The organism is Pseudodesulfovibrio sp. 7M6 (genome assembly GCF_050058625.1).
In the GTDB taxonomy this organism is placed as follows: domain Bacteria; phylum Desulfobacterota; class Desulfovibrionia; order Desulfovibrionales; family Desulfovibrionaceae; genus Pseudodesulfovibrio; species Pseudodesulfovibrio salinus.
Genome location: NZ_CP188816.1, coordinates 1,803,006 through 1,818,104, shown reverse-complemented (window position 1 = coordinate 1,818,104; position 15,099 = coordinate 1,803,006). Strand labels below are relative to the sequence as shown.

The window sequence follows — 15,099 nt, the reverse complement described above, 5'->3', positions numbered from 1 at the left end:
GGGATTGTCAGGCCATTCCCGCCTTCCGGTAAATTGGTGTTTTGGGCATGTGACGTAATTGCTTCGACCAAGGATGACATATCAACCCCCGCCTACAGCGGGGAAGAGCCCCACCCGATCTCCGTCCTTGACCGGAGATTCGGCAAAGGAACGCACCGAATTAATGAATATGATAGCCACTTCTTCGGCGGGTATCCCAATTTTTTCCAAGAGAGAAGCCACGGTCTCGCCTTTGCTCACGGGATAGTCGTCCGCATTTTCCGGTTGAAGACCGGCCAGAGTGGCGAAACATTTGATTTCAATACCCATAACTAATTCCTAACGGCTCTGCCTTTCAGGGTCAATACAGTAAAAAAAGGCCGGAGAATTCTCCGGCCCTTGTTGGTTTTGTTGACTGTTGATGGTTAGACCTTGGCTCCTTGCAGTTCCGCGTCGGTAATATTCCAGGTGACATTGTGGGGCGGCAGAGGATCGGTGTCGAAGAATCGGGGCAGACGGTCGTCCGCAGCCGTGAATCCGGCACGGGCGTTGAAGTCCAGCTCGTCCTGCAGGCAGGTGATTCCCATGTTGACCAGATCGTCGGCAGAGAAGGTGTTGCCGGTCCAGGACTGAACCATGTCGGCCATGATCTGCACACCGTCTTCGGCATCCAGGACGGCGAAGGCCACGAAAAGGCACAGGCCGATGGAGTCGATGGCGGCCGTGGCAACCTGGAGGTTTTTGGACAACTCAATATTGCCGTCCTTTTTCAAGCCGTCAACGTTGCCGCCCACACCGAGAATGTTCTGGCACACGCCGTAACCGGCCGTGTGGTCCGCCCCCATGGGAGTGGTGGCATAGGTGACACCCACACCCTTGACCGCGCGGGGATCGTAGGCGGGCATGGACTGGTTCTTGACGATGGGCAACCGCTCCACGCCGAAGGCTCCACCGGCAAAACCAACGCCGTTGCCGATGATCATGCCCATGGGGTCGGCCGAACCGATTCTCTTGACCAGTTCGATGGCGGCCTTGCCGTCCCCCCAGGGGATAATGCCTCCATCCATGGCCACGGCAATGGTGTTGCCGATCTCAATGGTGTCTACGCCCTTTTCGTCACAGAGGCGGTCAAGATAGGCGATGTCGTCGATATCCTTGATCAGCGCATTGGCGCCAAAGGCCCAGACGGTTTCGTATTCGAAGCCGGAGGTGACATACTCGCCTGCTGCGTCGTTGTACTGCTGGGAGCACTGAATAACGCAGCCGACATGGCAGCCTTCGGTCGTCTTTCCTTTGCGGGACTCGATGACTTCGGCAATCTTTTCGCCGGATATATCGGCGGCATGGTCACACTGGCCGTAGCGGAAGTTCTTGGTGGGCAGCGCTCCTGCCTCGTTGATGATATTCACAAGAATGGAAGTGCCGAAACCAGGCAGCCCCTGAGATGTAACCGGATGGTTGCGCAGGATGCCTACCCACTTGGAGCGCGAGTCCTTGAAGTCGTCGGCATTGACCGGGGATACCTTTTCGTTGGTATCGTTGTCGAGAATGATCGCCTTGATCCTCTTGGAGCCCATGACCGCGCCGGTGCCGCCGCGTCCGGCGGATCGGGCGGGCCGCTTGTACGGATCGGTAAACTGGATGGTGGAGGTGAGGCGCATGGTTTCGCCTGCTGGGCCTATCATACCTGCGATTATTTTTTCGCCGTATGTCTGCATCAGTTTGTCATGTGCCGGATAGTTGTCCATGCCCACGATATCTGCACAATCGCGGAATTCGACCTTGTCACCGGAAATGAAGAGTGTGGAGAAATCAGTACCGGATTCGGGTTTGTCCTCAAGGATGATGGCAAGGATGCCCATCTTGGGGAGTTTGTGAGCGAAGAGGCCGCCGGAGTTGGATTCCTTGATGCCGCCGGTCAGCGGAGACTTGGTCCCGACGGATAACCGACCGGAGTTTGCCGCCGTGGAACCGCCAAGCAGGCCTGCAGCGAAAACCAGCTTGTTCTCGGAAGAGAGCGGGTGACAGTTCGCGGGAACTTCCTTGTTGATGATGCGGGAGGTCAGGGCACGGCCACCGAGATTGGTGTACTGGCCCGGCTCTTCGAAGGAATATTCCTTCGTTCTTGTGTTGATGCGAAGAATCCTGGGCATGACTATCCTCAATTCGGTATAAGGTTCAGCAGGTTGACGGCCTATCCGTCCGGTTGATTATCTTACCTAATTGGGATAATACTCCATTTGAGAGAATTTTGTCAAAAAAAACAACATATTGTGCCAACAATAGCATAATGTATCATTGTCGAACACTTTGAGCGGTCGTAGAGATAATCACTATGAAAACTGAATTGGATTTGGAACTGACCATGTGCGGTTCGGCCAGAACCGGGTTCAACACCCTGCTGCAACGCGGATTCTATATGACGTGCCGGGCGGGAATGAGTGTCCGGGAATTCATGCGGGAGGTGCTTGGCTATGATGACTTGCTCATTGATAATGACGTCAGAACTGTCTTTTTGAACTCCAGCCCGTTGGACGGATTGGACACAACGCATCTGCAGGATGGTGACCGACTGGCGTTGGGAAGCGCCATGCCCGGGCTGGTGGGCATTTGTATGGGACGGGACAACCCCTATAGGGAATTCCGCAGTTCCATAGGGTTGGTGCGCCACGACGCGGTAGAGACAGGGGAAATCATCAGGGTGTTTGTTAAGATATTTAGTGTGCTGGCCGTAGACACTGGGGCTGATATCCTTCAGCGGGGCATAGAGACGGAACGTGAACCGCTAATTGCTCTGCTGAAGAAGGGGGGCGACAACCTGCTTTCCGAGGGAGAGGCAGGCGCGGCAGAGATACTTGACTCGCTGCGTCGGGGAAAAGGAACTGTTCGTCTACAGGTCCGATTCGTCTAACCGACTATTGGCACATCAGCGTTTTCGAATACGCATTGAGTTCTGAAAGTTGCTTTTGCGTATTCTTTGCCGCAAAAGTGCTTTCCATGTTTTCTTGGACATTGTTGTCGTACTGAGCCTGCTTGATTTTTTTGCAGGCTTTTTCTTTTTCTTCGGCCGTCATTCCTTTTACGTCGGCGCCATATTTTTTAACCAGATCACGGTAAGCCTTTTGGGCAATGCGAAATTCGGAATTGGCCATTTCCTGTAACTGATTGGGCTCGTCGAGCTGGGCCGTAGCGGGGAGAACGCTCAGCAGAAGGAACAGAATGGAGAAAAGCAGGATGGGACGCATGGAACTCTCCTTTATTAGTCTCATGGACTGGCTGGAATCCGTAGCGATCAGTTGATGCGACAAAAAAGCGGCTTCCTTTCGGAAGCCGCCTTATGCTCGGTGGTGGGCGATGCGGGATTTGAACCTGCGACTTCCACCGTGTGAAGATTCCTTTATGGTTCTTCAAGTGCCGTATTTATTGACTTTCAGTGCCACTAACCATCTGTTTGTGTGCCAAATGTGTACTAGATTTGGCACATACGCCCGTCCCGAAGGACGGGCGTATTGTTTTATGAATTGACTGCGTACGAACCATCTGGGCCGTTGAATATGCCGTCGAGGTTGATGCTGTTCACGCCGAGGCTCTGGATGTACAGAGCGGTCGTCGTCACCTTCCTATGCCTCAGGATCAACTGGATGGTTGGCAGGGGAACTCCCGCCTTGGCCAGTATCGATGCTGACAGATGTCTGATGGCATGCATCCCAAACGGCTCAATCCCGGCTCGCTTGCACAGGTTCGGCATGAAATTGAACCGGTTCCTGTACTGTCCTCCTTCCTGGTTGCTGAAGACTATACCACTTCGCATTCCTTCCGGAGTTTGCCGGTGCATGAGAAGATCCTGGTAGATCTCCTGCGTCATAGGAATCCAATCGTATTCCATGCCGCCACCGGAGCGCTTTCTTGTTCCCAGACGGATCTTGTGTCCATCGAAGTCTATGTCCGACCAACGCAGGCTGTAGAGTTCGTTTTTCCGTGCCGCTGTATGCAGTGCCGTTTTCAGGAGAACTTTGTCCTGTCCCTGAGCGGTATGGAAAACATGCCAGAACTCTTCTTCTGTCGGCATGCGCCGGGGCATTTGGTCGGCAGGGAGACGATCTACCATGGAAAACGGATTGTCACGGGGCATGAACAGGTATTTAGTTCCCCAGGCCCATGCGGATGACAGATGTTTTCGAGCGGTATTGGCGGGACCGTTTCCCCTTTGGGTTGCAACGGATTGCATAACAGCCATTGCCTGAGGCATTCCCAGTTCATTGACTTGACGGTCCCCCGGAAAGACTTCCAGCAGGCGCATGAATGCAAGTCGTTTAGCTTCATAGACTTTGGGAACAAAGCGTTGTCTGGCAAAGTCGAGGTGAGCGTTAGCCCACTCCAAGGCCGTGAGGGTCGGGTTGCTTTGTTCTCTCCACAGAGTTTCGTTTTGTTGTACCTCCCAGAGTAGGGCGTTTCGTTTGCTTGTGAATGTTTTGGTCTTGGTTTGACCGTTGATCATTCGCTTTCCGCGCCACTTTCCGTTGTTCATCTTGTAGGGCATGCGTTTCTCCCGAGCAGAGCTTCGCGGCATCGAAGAGAATACTGGCTCCCGGCATAGGCTGGAAGCCGCCCAACGCTTTCTTGTGACGATACACCCAACCAACGGGTTTGTTCAAGAGATCAGCCACTTCTTTTGCCGTAAGCGGTGGGGGACTGCTAACCATCGGTTGTTGCGGTCGTAGTTTGTTGGTATTCATCTTTTCGCCTCGCTACTCGTATGTACTAGTTTTAAATATTGCCGACATACGATTGCGGGAAGGGGTAAAAAAATATTGAGTTCAGACAAGGAGGGGCTGTGCAAGTAGGTGGATTGGCTTTTGGGCCTTGGGGAGTGCTGCCCGTAAAAGGGCCTAAGAGTGTCCCTTTGATTGAAAATATAAGTCAAGAACAGGGGGTTGATTTTTTAATCAATAGAAGAATTCTTGGAAGTTCATACCACCAACTAATAAAATCCTGGCTGCCTGATGGTGAAGTTTGGAGGGGGAAAGTTTACCGTTGCTATCCATTTGAAATTGTTTTGAAGGATTTTGAGTTGACGCAGCAAGAGGTCATGGAGGCCCGAAGTGAATTGTATCCGATGTTGGTTCGACAAAAGTTATTTCCTGGTTCTTCTTTTGTACGTGGACAATGGGTAATAGTTTCTAATCTTGAGGAAGAAACATCCTGTAAAGATCAGATAGATTTGTACGGAGCTATTATTGGAGCTCCTCGTCAGTATTCTGTGAGGGTATTAAGAGAAGTTATGAAGTGTGAAAGACAAGCGGCATTGTTGAATGAACGCCCTTATGGTTTTCAGCAAATAAAAGCGGTTTATGACCATTTTATTCTTCAAAAAGGCTTACAGGTGGTGGGGGAGTGCGAAAAGGGATATGTTTTTTATAATCCAAACGGTTCTCTGCGGGGGATAGTTGCGAAAGTAAAAGCAAAGGGAGTACCGAGCTTTGCTTGCTATACTTTATGGAGAAATAATAATAGTTTATTAGAGCTCAACTGGCTACCTTATGGGTTTGAAAAGCCCTATCCTTTTTTTTGTTCTGAATTGCTTGAACTGCATCCTCATGCTTCTGTCCTTTTAACAGAAGATCTCGATATTGCTCAGCATGCTCTTAAAGGCAAACAAGGCGATAGGATTTGTTTGTCGTGGGTCGGCGGAAAAACAGCCATTAATGGACTCGATTGGCGTCTGCTTACTGACCGGAAAGTGGTATATTTGTTTTCAGATAGTAAGAAGGGGCGGGAAACTGCTAGGGAAATTCAGAAGCAAGCTTTTAATCAAAATATCCTAATAGATTCTTACATCCGTTACAACGGAAGAGAACATAGAAATGACGGTATAATAATACGAAGACGGCGTCGTGATTCCAGCATAACCGATCTTCCTTTGTATAGTCTTATGAGTGCCAAGGAGTTCGAGGATGAGATCGATTCCTGTTTGAATAAGATAAGCAAGGAAGTAAAAGACGAACAGGCAGGAATGTCCATGGGGGAGTTGTTGACAATGGATGTTTCTCAGAAGGAATTCTTAGTCGAACCTTTTATTAAAGAGGATGAATTTCTTATTGTGGCTGCCCCAAAGAAAACATTTAAGTCGTTTGTTGCGTTGGATATCGCGATGGCTCTTGCATGTGGCGGTGATATGGGAGGTCGTCTGAGAGCCCCTAAACAGCAGCGTGTTACCTTTGTTGACGCGGAAATGTGGATAGGGACGATTCAAAATCGTAGCAAAAATATGAAAGGTTTATACCAAGATCCCTGCTTGAAAAAACGAATTGATGACAATTTGTATTTGTTGTCGCTGAACGACATTGGCAAACGGATCAATCTGATGCTCGAAGAAGATCGTCAATGGATTGAGACAAAAATGCATAAAGGTACGCGCCTTTTGGTTCTTGATAATTTGGGGAAATTGATACCACCACAAAGAGAAGCTAACCATAGCGCATGGCGAGTCCTTGAGGAGTGGATTCGGAAACTAAATGCTCGTGGAATTGCTGTTATTCTTGTCACTCATATGACCAAAAATGGGCATTTTGTTCGTGGATCTGGAAAGATTTTGGATGACGCCGATACTATAGTAACTCTTAAGAAACCACGGAGGGTGGGCCGTGGAGACAAAGTAGAAGTTCATTTTGAAGGTTCACGTGAGCTGTATGGTGATGCCCTTGCTCCTTTTAGTCTTTGCTATACGGAACAAAAGAAACGTTTCGTCAGACATGTCCAAAATATTGATGAACAGCTTGATGAGGCTCGGTTGGTGTCTTCAAGCGAGATCGAGGCCTATGATCTAAAAGGGCTTAAGCTGGAGATGGTTAAGCTTGCACGGAAGCAAGGGGTAATTGGGGCCAAAAATTTTAAGCAAGAGGGAGCCGGGCCATCTAGTTCTACCATCTCAAAGTCTTTGAAGGAATTGTGTGATGATGGGCTACTTGTCAAAGAGGGGGATAAGCGTACTGCTCGCTATTCTCCAAAGTAAAAACAAGCTGGAAGAGCATTGTCTCTATAGCCTCATATTGGCCAAAGTAATGCAATCGATTAGGTCTAATATGCTTTTTTATAGCTATATATTAAGATTTTTGCCATATTATATTTTATTTTTTTCAGTTATTTCAGGCTACTGTTTGTTTGCATCTGATCATCTTTGTCTGCATTTGTGTGGGGGAGTGAAAGCTGTAGTACTAGGACGTAAAAATATACTTTCTAGGTCAATCCTATGAACACGTAGTAACATAGGAGATGCAATGAAAGCTTACGAAAACAACTGACAGATTCATTACGACCGGTCTTCGCAGGAACATCCCTTGATCAATTGGCTGGGAATGCCTTGAAGTGGAGAACTCTTCAAAATAAGTGAACCAACATGCCGGAAGAGTGTTTCCTGCGACATATCCAGGAAAGTACTGATTGTCAGAGAGACATTCTTGGATTGGTGGTTAAGGCAATTGGGTAAATAGTATGGGGATGAGGTGAAAGGCCATTAAGATGGCCTTTTTTGTTTGCGATTCAAAATATTGAAAGCGTATTCAAATCCGTATCAATATTTCATGTCCGACAGATTGAAAAGTTGTAAATGATTGATTTATTGTATTTTAGCGCTCTACTGTTGCAGTTCTTTCAATTTGGTTTATGTGGTTATTGGTAATAAATAAGTTATATATAGTATATAACTAAAGGAGAGTTTCATGTATAAGTCTAATTATAATACTCACGATGTTAAGATATTGACTGCAATTGAAAACTTAATTGACAAATCAGTAAAATTGAGAAATAAAAATCTTTATGTACGCATTGATATTAGATACCCGGAGAACATTCAATATCCAAATGATAATTGTGCTCTTTCAGTTTTTTTAGATTCTTTTAAACACTATTGTGATAGAAAAAAACTTGGACTTATTTACTTCTGGATTCGTGAAGCCTCTCTCAATTCAGATACAGCGACTCATCACTATCATGCCATTTTTTTACTTGATGGAAGGTATATTCAAAACCCATATAAAATATTGGAGAAAGCAACGTATTTATGGGGCAAAAGATTAGGCTGTGATGCAACTGGATTGGTTCATTATTGCAGACATAAGAACAATACCCATCCTAATCCATATGCTATTCAGATTAGGCGTACCAGCCCCGATGCGGCTGAAGTAATTTATGAAGTGAAGCAAAACGCTCAATATCTTGCAAAGCGTCACTCTAAAGAGAATTACCTTTGTAGAACAAAACAATTCGCGTGTTCGTTAATATAAACTGATATTTAAAAGCAGGGGCTCTTGACTCATTTGTTGGGAGCCCCTGCATGTGTTTTGTCCACAAGAAAATTAATGACTATCCAAATGTGATCTACTCAAAAAAAACACTTGGTAATGTCGATTGTGAAATAACGATGTGTATGTCGTTCTCTCTTGGGGTACTGTTTTGTCGGAAGTGGCTCGTATGTAATCTTATTAAAAAATATCCTACCGAATGGGAAAGCTCGGATTAATTATGCATTCTCTCAGGCATATCGATGAATAGGCTGAAACTCATTTCGAACTTTATTGGAATTGCCATATCCCAATTCACCCTAGTGAATTCTTGACACTAACCGGTTGATGGGCTTTAGCTTACGGACAAATTTAAACCACAATGTATTCAGACTTCTATAGTCTAAGACTCTTCAACACCAACAGGATACTAAGACTTAAATGGCTCTCAAGAAATCCGAACTCTATTCTTCTCTCTGGCAGTCCTGCGACGAGCTTCGTGGCGGTATGGATGCCAGCCAGTACAAGGACTATGTGCTGGTCCTTCTGTTCATCAAATATGTCAGCGACAAGTATGCTGGTGTTCCTTATGCTCCGATCGAGATTCCGGACGGTGCGAGCTTCAAGGATATGGTGGCACTCAAAGGTGCGACCGACATCGGCGACAAGATTAATACCCAAGTCATAGCTCCGTTAATGAAGGCAAACAACCTTTCGGATTTTCCTGATTTCAATGATCCCAATAAGCTCGGCAGCGGTAAGGAGATGGTTCAGCGTCTGACCAACCTCATTGCCATATTTGAGAATTCGGCTCTGGATTTTTCCAAAAACCGAGCGGAAGGCGATGACATTCTTGGCGATGCCTACGAGTACCTTATGCGGCACTTTGCTACCCAGAGTGGCAAGAGCAAGGGACAATTCTACACGCCTGCTGAAGTCAGCCGTCTTATTGCTCAGATTATAGGTATCCACAAGGCAGATACGAGTCCTAACACAACGGTATACGATCCGGCGTGCGGCTCCGGCTCCTTGCTCCTGAAGGTGGCAGACGAAGCTTCGACTAAGGTGACGTTGTATGGACAGGAAAAGGACGCTACGACTCGTGGCCTGGCTCACATGAATATGATCTTGCACGACAGTCCTGAGGCGACGATCATGCAGGGTAATACGCTGTCCAATCCGAAATTCCTTGATGGTGATCTGATTAAGACGTTTGACTACGTTGTTGCCAACCCTCCGTTCTCTGACAAACGATGGAGCAACGGCCTAGATCCGGAGAACGATCGGCATGATCGGTTTATCTACGGAACACCTCCCGCAAAACAGGGAGATTATGCTTATCTTCTGCACATCATTCGGTCCCTTAAGCCCACTGGCCAGGGTGCCTGTATTTTGCCTCATGGTGTGTTGTTCCGAGGCAATGCGGAGGCAGGTATTCGTAAGAACTTGATCCGTCGAGGGTACATCAAAGGCATCATCGGCCTTCCTGCCAACCTGTTTTATGGAACCGGTATTCCGGCCTGCATCGTCGTGCTCGACAAGCAGGGGGCATCGGCCAGGAAAGGGATCTTCATGGTTGATGCCAGTAGCGGGTTTATGAAGGACGGTCCCAAGAATCGGTTGCGCTCTCGGGATGTCCATCGTGCGGTGTATGTCTTTACCCGTCAGGTTGAGATCGAGAAGTTCTCCCGTATGGTCAGCATCGAAGAAATCGAGAAGAACGACTTCAACCTCAACCTGCCTCGTTACATCGATAGCCAGGAGCCGGAAGACCTGCAGGATATCGAAGCGCATCTGCGTGGTGGGATTCCAAAGGACGATATTGATGCACTGGCCCGGTACTGGGATGTCTGTCCCGGCCTCAAAGGCTCGTTGTTCAAGGAAAGGCGTGCCGGATACCTGGATCTTACCGTGGAGAAGGCGGCTATCAAGCCAGCCATTTTCGAGCATCCTGAGTTTACGGCTTTCGTGGATGGGATGAATGGTCACTTTGCTGAATGGCGTGACCAGAGCGTTGTTACATTGAAGGCTCTGAATCCTGGAGTGAATCCCAAACAGCTCATCAAGGGGTTTTCAGACGGGCTTTTGGAGCACTACCAAGGGAAGCCGTTGATTGATCCGTATGACGTGTATCAACACCTGATGGATTACTGGTCTGAGACCATGCAGGATGATTGCTACCTCATCGCAGTGGATGGCTGGAAAGCTGAGCCTGAACGCATTATCGAGATCATCGAAAAAGGCAAAAACAAGGGCAAGGAAAAGGATAAAGGCTGGGCCTGTGATCTGGTGCCCAAGGAGTATGTGGTTGCCCGGTATTTTGCTGAAGAACAGGCCGAACTGGACCGTATTGCTTCCGAGCTGGAGTCAGCCAAGTCCGGCAAGACCGAACTTGAGGAAGAGCACGGCGGCGAAGACGGCGCGTTCTCCGAGCTGGATAAGGTCAACAAAGGGAATGTCACGGCTCGTCTCAAGGAAATTAAGGGTGACAAAGACTCGGCTGACGAGATCAAGGTGCTGAAAGCGTGGCTCAAGTTGAGCAACCAAGAAACGGACTTGAAGAAGCAGCTCAAGGATGCAGACAAGGAGCTGGATGACATGGCCTACGCCAAGTATCCGGAGCTCTCCGAGGACGAAATCAAGACCTTGGTGGTGGAAGATAAGTGGCTGGCGACTCTGGATACGGCCATCCACGGTGAGATGGACCGGGTGAGCCAGCAGTTGACCCAGCGAGTGAAGGAACTGGCTGAACGCTATGAGACATCCATGCCGGAGTTGGCTGAGCGTGTGACAAACATGGAAGCCAAGGTAAATCAGCATCTGGAAAGGATGGGATTTGCATGGCAGTAAGGGAAGGGTTTAAGCAGACTGAAATTGGCGAAATTCCAACTGACTGGATGATCAGCACGATAGGAAAATCTTTTAAGCTCATTAATGGTCGAGCTTTTGCTCCAAATGACTGGGGTGATCAAGGTTTGCCAATAATTCGCATTCAGAATTTAAACGATCCTGATTCTCAATTTAACTATTATGCTAAGCCCGTAGAAGATAAGCATAAGATTGAAGCAGGAGATCTCCTTTTTGCTTGGTCTGGTACGAAAGGCACATCGTTTGGCGCAAGAATTTGGAATGGGCCGACGGGCGTATTAAATCAGCATATTTTTAAGGTAATTCCAGACCTAAAACGTTTTATTCCAGCATACGCCTATCTTGTGCTTCATAGAGTTCAAGAAGAGATTGAGAAGCATGCTCATGGATTTAAAGCTTCTTTTGTCCACGTTAAAAAGTCGGATTTAACGAAAATCATACTTCCATTACCTCCCACCAAAGTCGAACAAGAAGCCATCGCCGAAGCTCTCTCCGATGCGGATGGACTCATCGAATCCCTGGAGCAGCTCATCGCCAAGAAGCGCCAGATCAAGCAAGGTGCGATGCAGGAATTACTGACACCTAAGTCCGATTGGCTAGTTAAAAAACTCGATAATGTCGCGGACGTAATTGATCCCCATCCAAGTCACAGAGCCCCTGCAGCTGTTACTAATGGGATTCCATTTTTAGGAATAGGCGATTTAGACGAAGATGGTAATATTGTCGGAACTGATGCTCGTTTAGTCCCTCCATCCGTTTATGATGAACATTTGACTCGGTATGATTTAAAAGAAGAACTGATCGGATTAGGAAGAGTTGCCTCTATTGGCAAGGTTGTTCGATTAAAACTCATGACAGGCAAATATACCATTTCACCAACGCTTGGAATTATACGAGCGAGAAATGTTGCAAGAATGTTTCTGCTGTATAGTTTGAAATCGGCCTTTATCACAGACCAATTTAAGAAGATGTTAAGCGGCTCAACCCGATCTTCTGTTGGTATGGTTGTATTGAGGCAACTGGATATAGCCATGCCTAAAAGTTCAGGAGAGCAGGTATGTATCGCTACAACCCTTTCGGACATGGATGCTGAAATTGCCGAACTGGAAGCTAAGCTGAGCAAGGCAAAAAAGCTGAAGCAAGGGATGATGCAGAAATTGCTGACTGGACGAATTCGACTCGTATGAGGTTGCAATGAAGAGCTACTTTCGGATCATGTTGGGTAAAGGCAGCGTGCATGCAGACGAATGCCATAAAGGTGGATTCATCGGTGCCGACTTCGGCATAGAGCAGGATCTGACAAACGATCTTCCCGAAGAGTGGCGAGAGTTCAACAAGAAGTTCATCCCTGTCTATCTGAAAAATGAGCCAGAGAAGTCCAAAGTCGCAGCCGGTTTGGCCTGTGGTGCTCTCTGGACTGTTTCTAAAGGAGTCAAGAAGGGAGATATCGTCCTTTGTCCCGATGGAAACGGCAGCTATCTCGTTGGCGAACTGAGTGGCAGCTATCAGTATCATCCCGGCCAGAATCTGCCTCATCGTCGTCCTGTAAACTGGTATCACGAACGCCTCGACCGGGAAGACATGAGCGAGGCGTTGAGAAATTCCTGCGGTTCCATCGGTACGGTCAGCAACGTGACCAAGTACAAAGAGGAACTCGACAAGCTGATCAGCGGGACGGCTCCGGCACCGATCATTGCCACAGACGAGACCATCGAAGACCCCGCATGTTTTGCTCTCGAAAAGCACCTTGAAGATTTCCTCGTCAACAATTGGAGCCAGACCGAGCTCGGCAAGGATTACGACATCTTTGAAAACGATGGCGAACTGGCTGGCAGACAATACCCAACAGATACAGGCCCACTGGATATCCTGGCCGTAAGCAAGGACAAGAAAACCCTGCTCGTCGTCGAACTCAAGAAAGGCCGAGCCAGCGATTCCGTCATAGGCCAGATTCTCCGTTACATGGGCTTCGTCCGTGAAACACTGGCCGAGGACAGCCAGGAAGTGAAAGGCGTCATCGTCGCTCTGGAAGACGATTTGCGCACACGCAGAGCCTTGTCCGTCACTCCCAACGTCGAATTCTACCGCTACCATATCAATTTCACTCTCACCAAGGTGGACACCTTACAATGGAAAGAAAAACGCTACTAGATCTTTTTGCTGGCTCTTTGTATCAAATTCCGGACTACCAGCGAGGTTATGCATGGGAAGAAAAACAGCTTGATGACTTCATTCAGGACATAGATGCAATTGTCGATGAAGACATGGCAAGCCACTACACTGGAACAGTGGTTGTTTACGCTCCAAAGGAGCAACAACGCACTCCGTACGGTATAACAAAATACCCCATGAAAGATATCGTTGATGGACAACAACGGCTAACGACATCATGTCTGTATCTTTCTGTTATTATTAATGAATTAAAATCTAAAGACAATTCTGAATTTGAACAATCTGTAAAAACTTTCTTGTATTCTGGGGTTACTTGTAAATTGACCTTGAATAACGGCACTGGGGGGATTTTTTGTGACTTGCTTAAAAATGGGAGTGCTCAAGTCAATGCCCGTTCCCCTCATGAAAAACGCTTAATAACTGCCTACCACCGATTTCGCTCCCACCTAGATAACCAACTAAAAATACGAGGAGATCATGGCAGTCAGTATCTGCTTGGTCTATACGAAGCGATCACCCAAAAGCTTAACTTTACCTTTTATACCATCGAAGAAGAGTGTGAAATAGGCATGACCTTCGAGTTGATGAACTCGCGAGGAAAAGGCTTATCCGTATTGGAGTTGCTTAAAAACTACCTAATGTATTGGATCTCCAGAAATCTGACTGATGAGTCAGAGAGAAAGACACTTACTGATTTAATCAATAAGAATTGGCGTGATGCGTACATAAATTTAGGTACATGTAATGGTGATGAGGACCAATGCCTGAGAGTCGCATGGGTTTTGTTTTGCAGCCATACTCCTAAAAACTGGAAAGGATACGAAGGCTTTAAACAGCCGGAATATATTCCGCTAAGAGTTTTTTCTGACAAAAGACCAAAAGAGAAAGTGGCCGAGTTCATTGAGCTTTTTGCCCATGGGCTAGCGGAGATATCCAAGCATTACGCAAAAATTACAAATCCTACTGAGGACGACTCTTTGTCGAAAGAGGAATTTTTGTGGCTCAGCAAAATTCATCGCACTGGGAACATTGCCAATTTTTTACCATTAATGGTTGCAGCCAGAAGACATAGGGAGAAAGGAATTATTACAGAAGAGGTCTATGTTGGCCTTTTAAAAGTTCTTGAATGTTACGCATACAGAGTATTCCTTTTCGAAGGAAAAAGAAGCAATGCTGGGCAATCAAGCTTGTATAAGTGTAGCCATGCCGTATTTCATTATCCCGAAACAAGTCAGCAGGTTGTTGAACATCTGTATAGGTTGATTCGTGTGTACTCTGACGAGAAAGATTTCAATGAGTACAATTCAGCACCCAATGATTGGTACAGCTCCAGAAGGTGTCTTAAATATACATTGTTCGAGTATGAGCTTTATCTGCTGTCAACGGAAGGCAAGGGGCAGGAGCCTTTGTTACCATGGAAGCAACTGAGTGATTCAACAATCGAGCATATCCTTCCTCAAACACCAGAAAAAGACTCTCATTGGATGAAAGTTTGGCCTCAAGATAGCTTTGATGAGTGCCTTCATGACATTGGTAATCTTGTACTGACCAAGAATAATTCTAATTATAAGAATTTCGATTTTGATCGAAAAAAAGGAAAACCTGGTTTCAGTCCGAGCTATACTGATTCAGGCATCAAACAAGAACGTAAGGTCGCTCAGTATGTTGATTGGACCCCTGAGGAGTTTCGTAAGCGCCGTAATGAATTAATTTCCTGGATAGATCAACGGTGGCAGACTATCGATACTCCTTCTTCCACAGAGCTCGAAGTTAATGATGAAGAAGATGATGATTAAATCTA

General features: G+C 47.0%; 11 protein-coding genes. 7 read left to right on the top strand and 4 right to left on the bottom strand.

Annotated elements, in window-relative coordinates; all coding sequences use genetic code 11:
* Nucleotides 1-81 precede the first annotated feature (81 nt).
* Both ACI0FG_RS08650 and ACI0FG_RS08645 read right to left on the bottom strand, forming a co-directional pair.
* The gene (locus tag ACI0FG_RS08650; RefSeq protein WP_419788136.1) at nt 82-309 is read right to left on the bottom strand and encodes a MoaD/ThiS family protein; all 228 of its coding nucleotides are present in this window, start codon (nt 307-309) and stop codon (nt 82-84) included.
* 95 nt (nt 310-404) lie between these two features.
* The gene (locus ACI0FG_RS08645; RefSeq protein ID WP_419788135.1) at nt 405-2,132 is read right to left on the bottom strand and encodes an aldehyde ferredoxin oxidoreductase family protein; all 1,728 of its coding nucleotides are present in this window, start codon (nt 2,130-2,132) and stop codon (nt 405-407) included.
* Between the two features lie 182 nt (nt 2,133-2,314).
* Between ACI0FG_RS08645 and ACI0FG_RS08640 the strand changes: the two genes are divergently transcribed.
* Complete coding sequence (locus tag ACI0FG_RS08640; RefSeq protein ID WP_419788134.1) at nt 2,315-2,890, top strand: hypothetical protein; 576 nt, start codon at nt 2,315-2,317, stop codon at nt 2,888-2,890.
* Nucleotides 2,891-2,894: 4 nt separating this feature from the next.
* Here the strand turns inward: ACI0FG_RS08640 and ACI0FG_RS08635 are convergent, their stop codons facing one another.
* Both ACI0FG_RS08635 and ACI0FG_RS08630 read right to left on the bottom strand, forming a co-directional pair.
* A complete protein-coding gene (locus ACI0FG_RS08635; RefSeq protein WP_419788133.1) occupies nt 2,895-3,224 on the bottom strand; it encodes a hypothetical protein in 330 nt (109 codons plus the stop codon).
* Nucleotides 3,225-3,493: 269 nt separating this feature from the next.
* A complete protein-coding gene (locus tag ACI0FG_RS08630) occupies nt 3,494-4,519 on the bottom strand; it encodes a tyrosine-type recombinase/integrase (protein WP_419788132.1) in 1,026 nt (341 codons plus the stop codon).
* A gap of 294 nt (nt 4,520-4,813) precedes the next feature.
* On the opposite strand from ACI0FG_RS08630, the gene ACI0FG_RS08625 reads away from it, so the two are divergent.
* From ACI0FG_RS08625 to ACI0FG_RS08600, 6 genes are all read left to right on the top strand, one after another.
* Nucleotides 4,814-6,991, top strand: coding sequence for an AAA family ATPase (locus tag ACI0FG_RS08625; RefSeq protein WP_419788131.1), 2,178 nt, complete (start codon nt 4,814-4,816; stop codon nt 6,989-6,991).
* A 706-nt stretch (nt 6,992-7,697) separates the two neighbouring features.
* Nucleotides 7,698-8,261 carry a YagK/YfjJ domain-containing protein gene (locus ACI0FG_RS08620; protein WP_419788130.1) on the top strand — a complete coding sequence of 188 codons (564 nt, stop codon included), beginning with the start codon at nt 7,698-7,700 and terminating at the stop codon, nt 8,259-8,261.
* Nucleotides 8,262-8,699: 438 nt separating this feature from the next.
* On the top strand, nt 8,700-11,108 hold the full coding sequence (locus tag ACI0FG_RS08615; protein WP_419788129.1) for a type I restriction-modification system subunit M: 2,409 nt from the start codon (nt 8,700-8,702) through the stop codon (nt 11,106-11,108).
* Nucleotides 11,099-12,313, top strand: a complete 1,215-nt coding sequence (locus tag ACI0FG_RS08610) for a restriction endonuclease subunit S (RefSeq protein WP_419788128.1) — start codon at nt 11,099-11,101, stop codon at nt 12,311-12,313. Before ACI0FG_RS08615 ends, ACI0FG_RS08610 begins: the two co-directional genes overlap by 10 nt.
* A gap of 7 nt (nt 12,314-12,320) precedes the next feature.
* Entirely contained in the window at nt 12,321-13,277 is a 957-nt protein-coding gene (locus ACI0FG_RS08605) for an endonuclease NucS domain-containing protein (protein ID WP_419788127.1), read from the top strand.
* A complete protein-coding gene (locus ACI0FG_RS08600; protein ID WP_419788126.1) occupies nt 13,256-15,094 on the top strand; it encodes a DUF262 domain-containing protein in 1,839 nt (612 codons plus the stop codon). The genes ACI0FG_RS08605 and ACI0FG_RS08600 overlap by 22 nt, the downstream gene beginning before the upstream one ends.
* Nucleotides 15,095-15,099: the final 5 nt, after the last annotated feature.

What these genes read in the sequence shown, in the direction of transcription:
- ACI0FG_RS08605 (WP_419788127.1), top strand. Translation starts at nt 12,321, where the DNA reads ATGAAGAGCTACTTTCGGATCATGTTGGGTAAAGGCAGCGTGCATGCA.
- ACI0FG_RS08645 (WP_419788135.1), bottom strand. Translation starts at nt 2,132, where the DNA reads ATGCCCAGGATTCTTCGCATCAACACAAGAACGAAGGAATATTCCTTC.
- ACI0FG_RS08635 (WP_419788133.1), bottom strand. Translation starts at nt 3,224, where the DNA reads ATGCGTCCCATCCTGCTTTTCTCCATTCTGTTCCTTCTGCTGAGCGTT.
- ACI0FG_RS08615 (WP_419788129.1), top strand. Translation starts at nt 8,700, where the DNA reads ATGGCTCTCAAGAAATCCGAACTCTATTCTTCTCTCTGGCAGTCCTGC.
- ACI0FG_RS08640 (WP_419788134.1), top strand. Translation starts at nt 2,315, where the DNA reads ATGAAAACTGAATTGGATTTGGAACTGACCATGTGCGGTTCGGCCAGA.
- ACI0FG_RS08610 (WP_419788128.1), top strand. Translation starts at nt 11,099, where the DNA reads ATGGCAGTAAGGGAAGGGTTTAAGCAGACTGAAATTGGCGAAATTCCA.
- ACI0FG_RS08620 (WP_419788130.1), top strand. Translation starts at nt 7,698, where the DNA reads ATGTATAAGTCTAATTATAATACTCACGATGTTAAGATATTGACTGCA.
- ACI0FG_RS08630 (WP_419788132.1), bottom strand. Translation starts at nt 4,519, where the DNA reads ATGCCCTACAAGATGAACAACGGAAAGTGGCGCGGAAAGCGAATGATC.
- ACI0FG_RS08600 (WP_419788126.1), top strand. Translation starts at nt 13,256, where the DNA reads ATGGAAAGAAAAACGCTACTAGATCTTTTTGCTGGCTCTTTGTATCAA.
- ACI0FG_RS08650 (WP_419788136.1), bottom strand. Translation starts at nt 309, where the DNA reads ATGGGTATTGAAATCAAATGTTTCGCCACTCTGGCCGGTCTTCAACCG.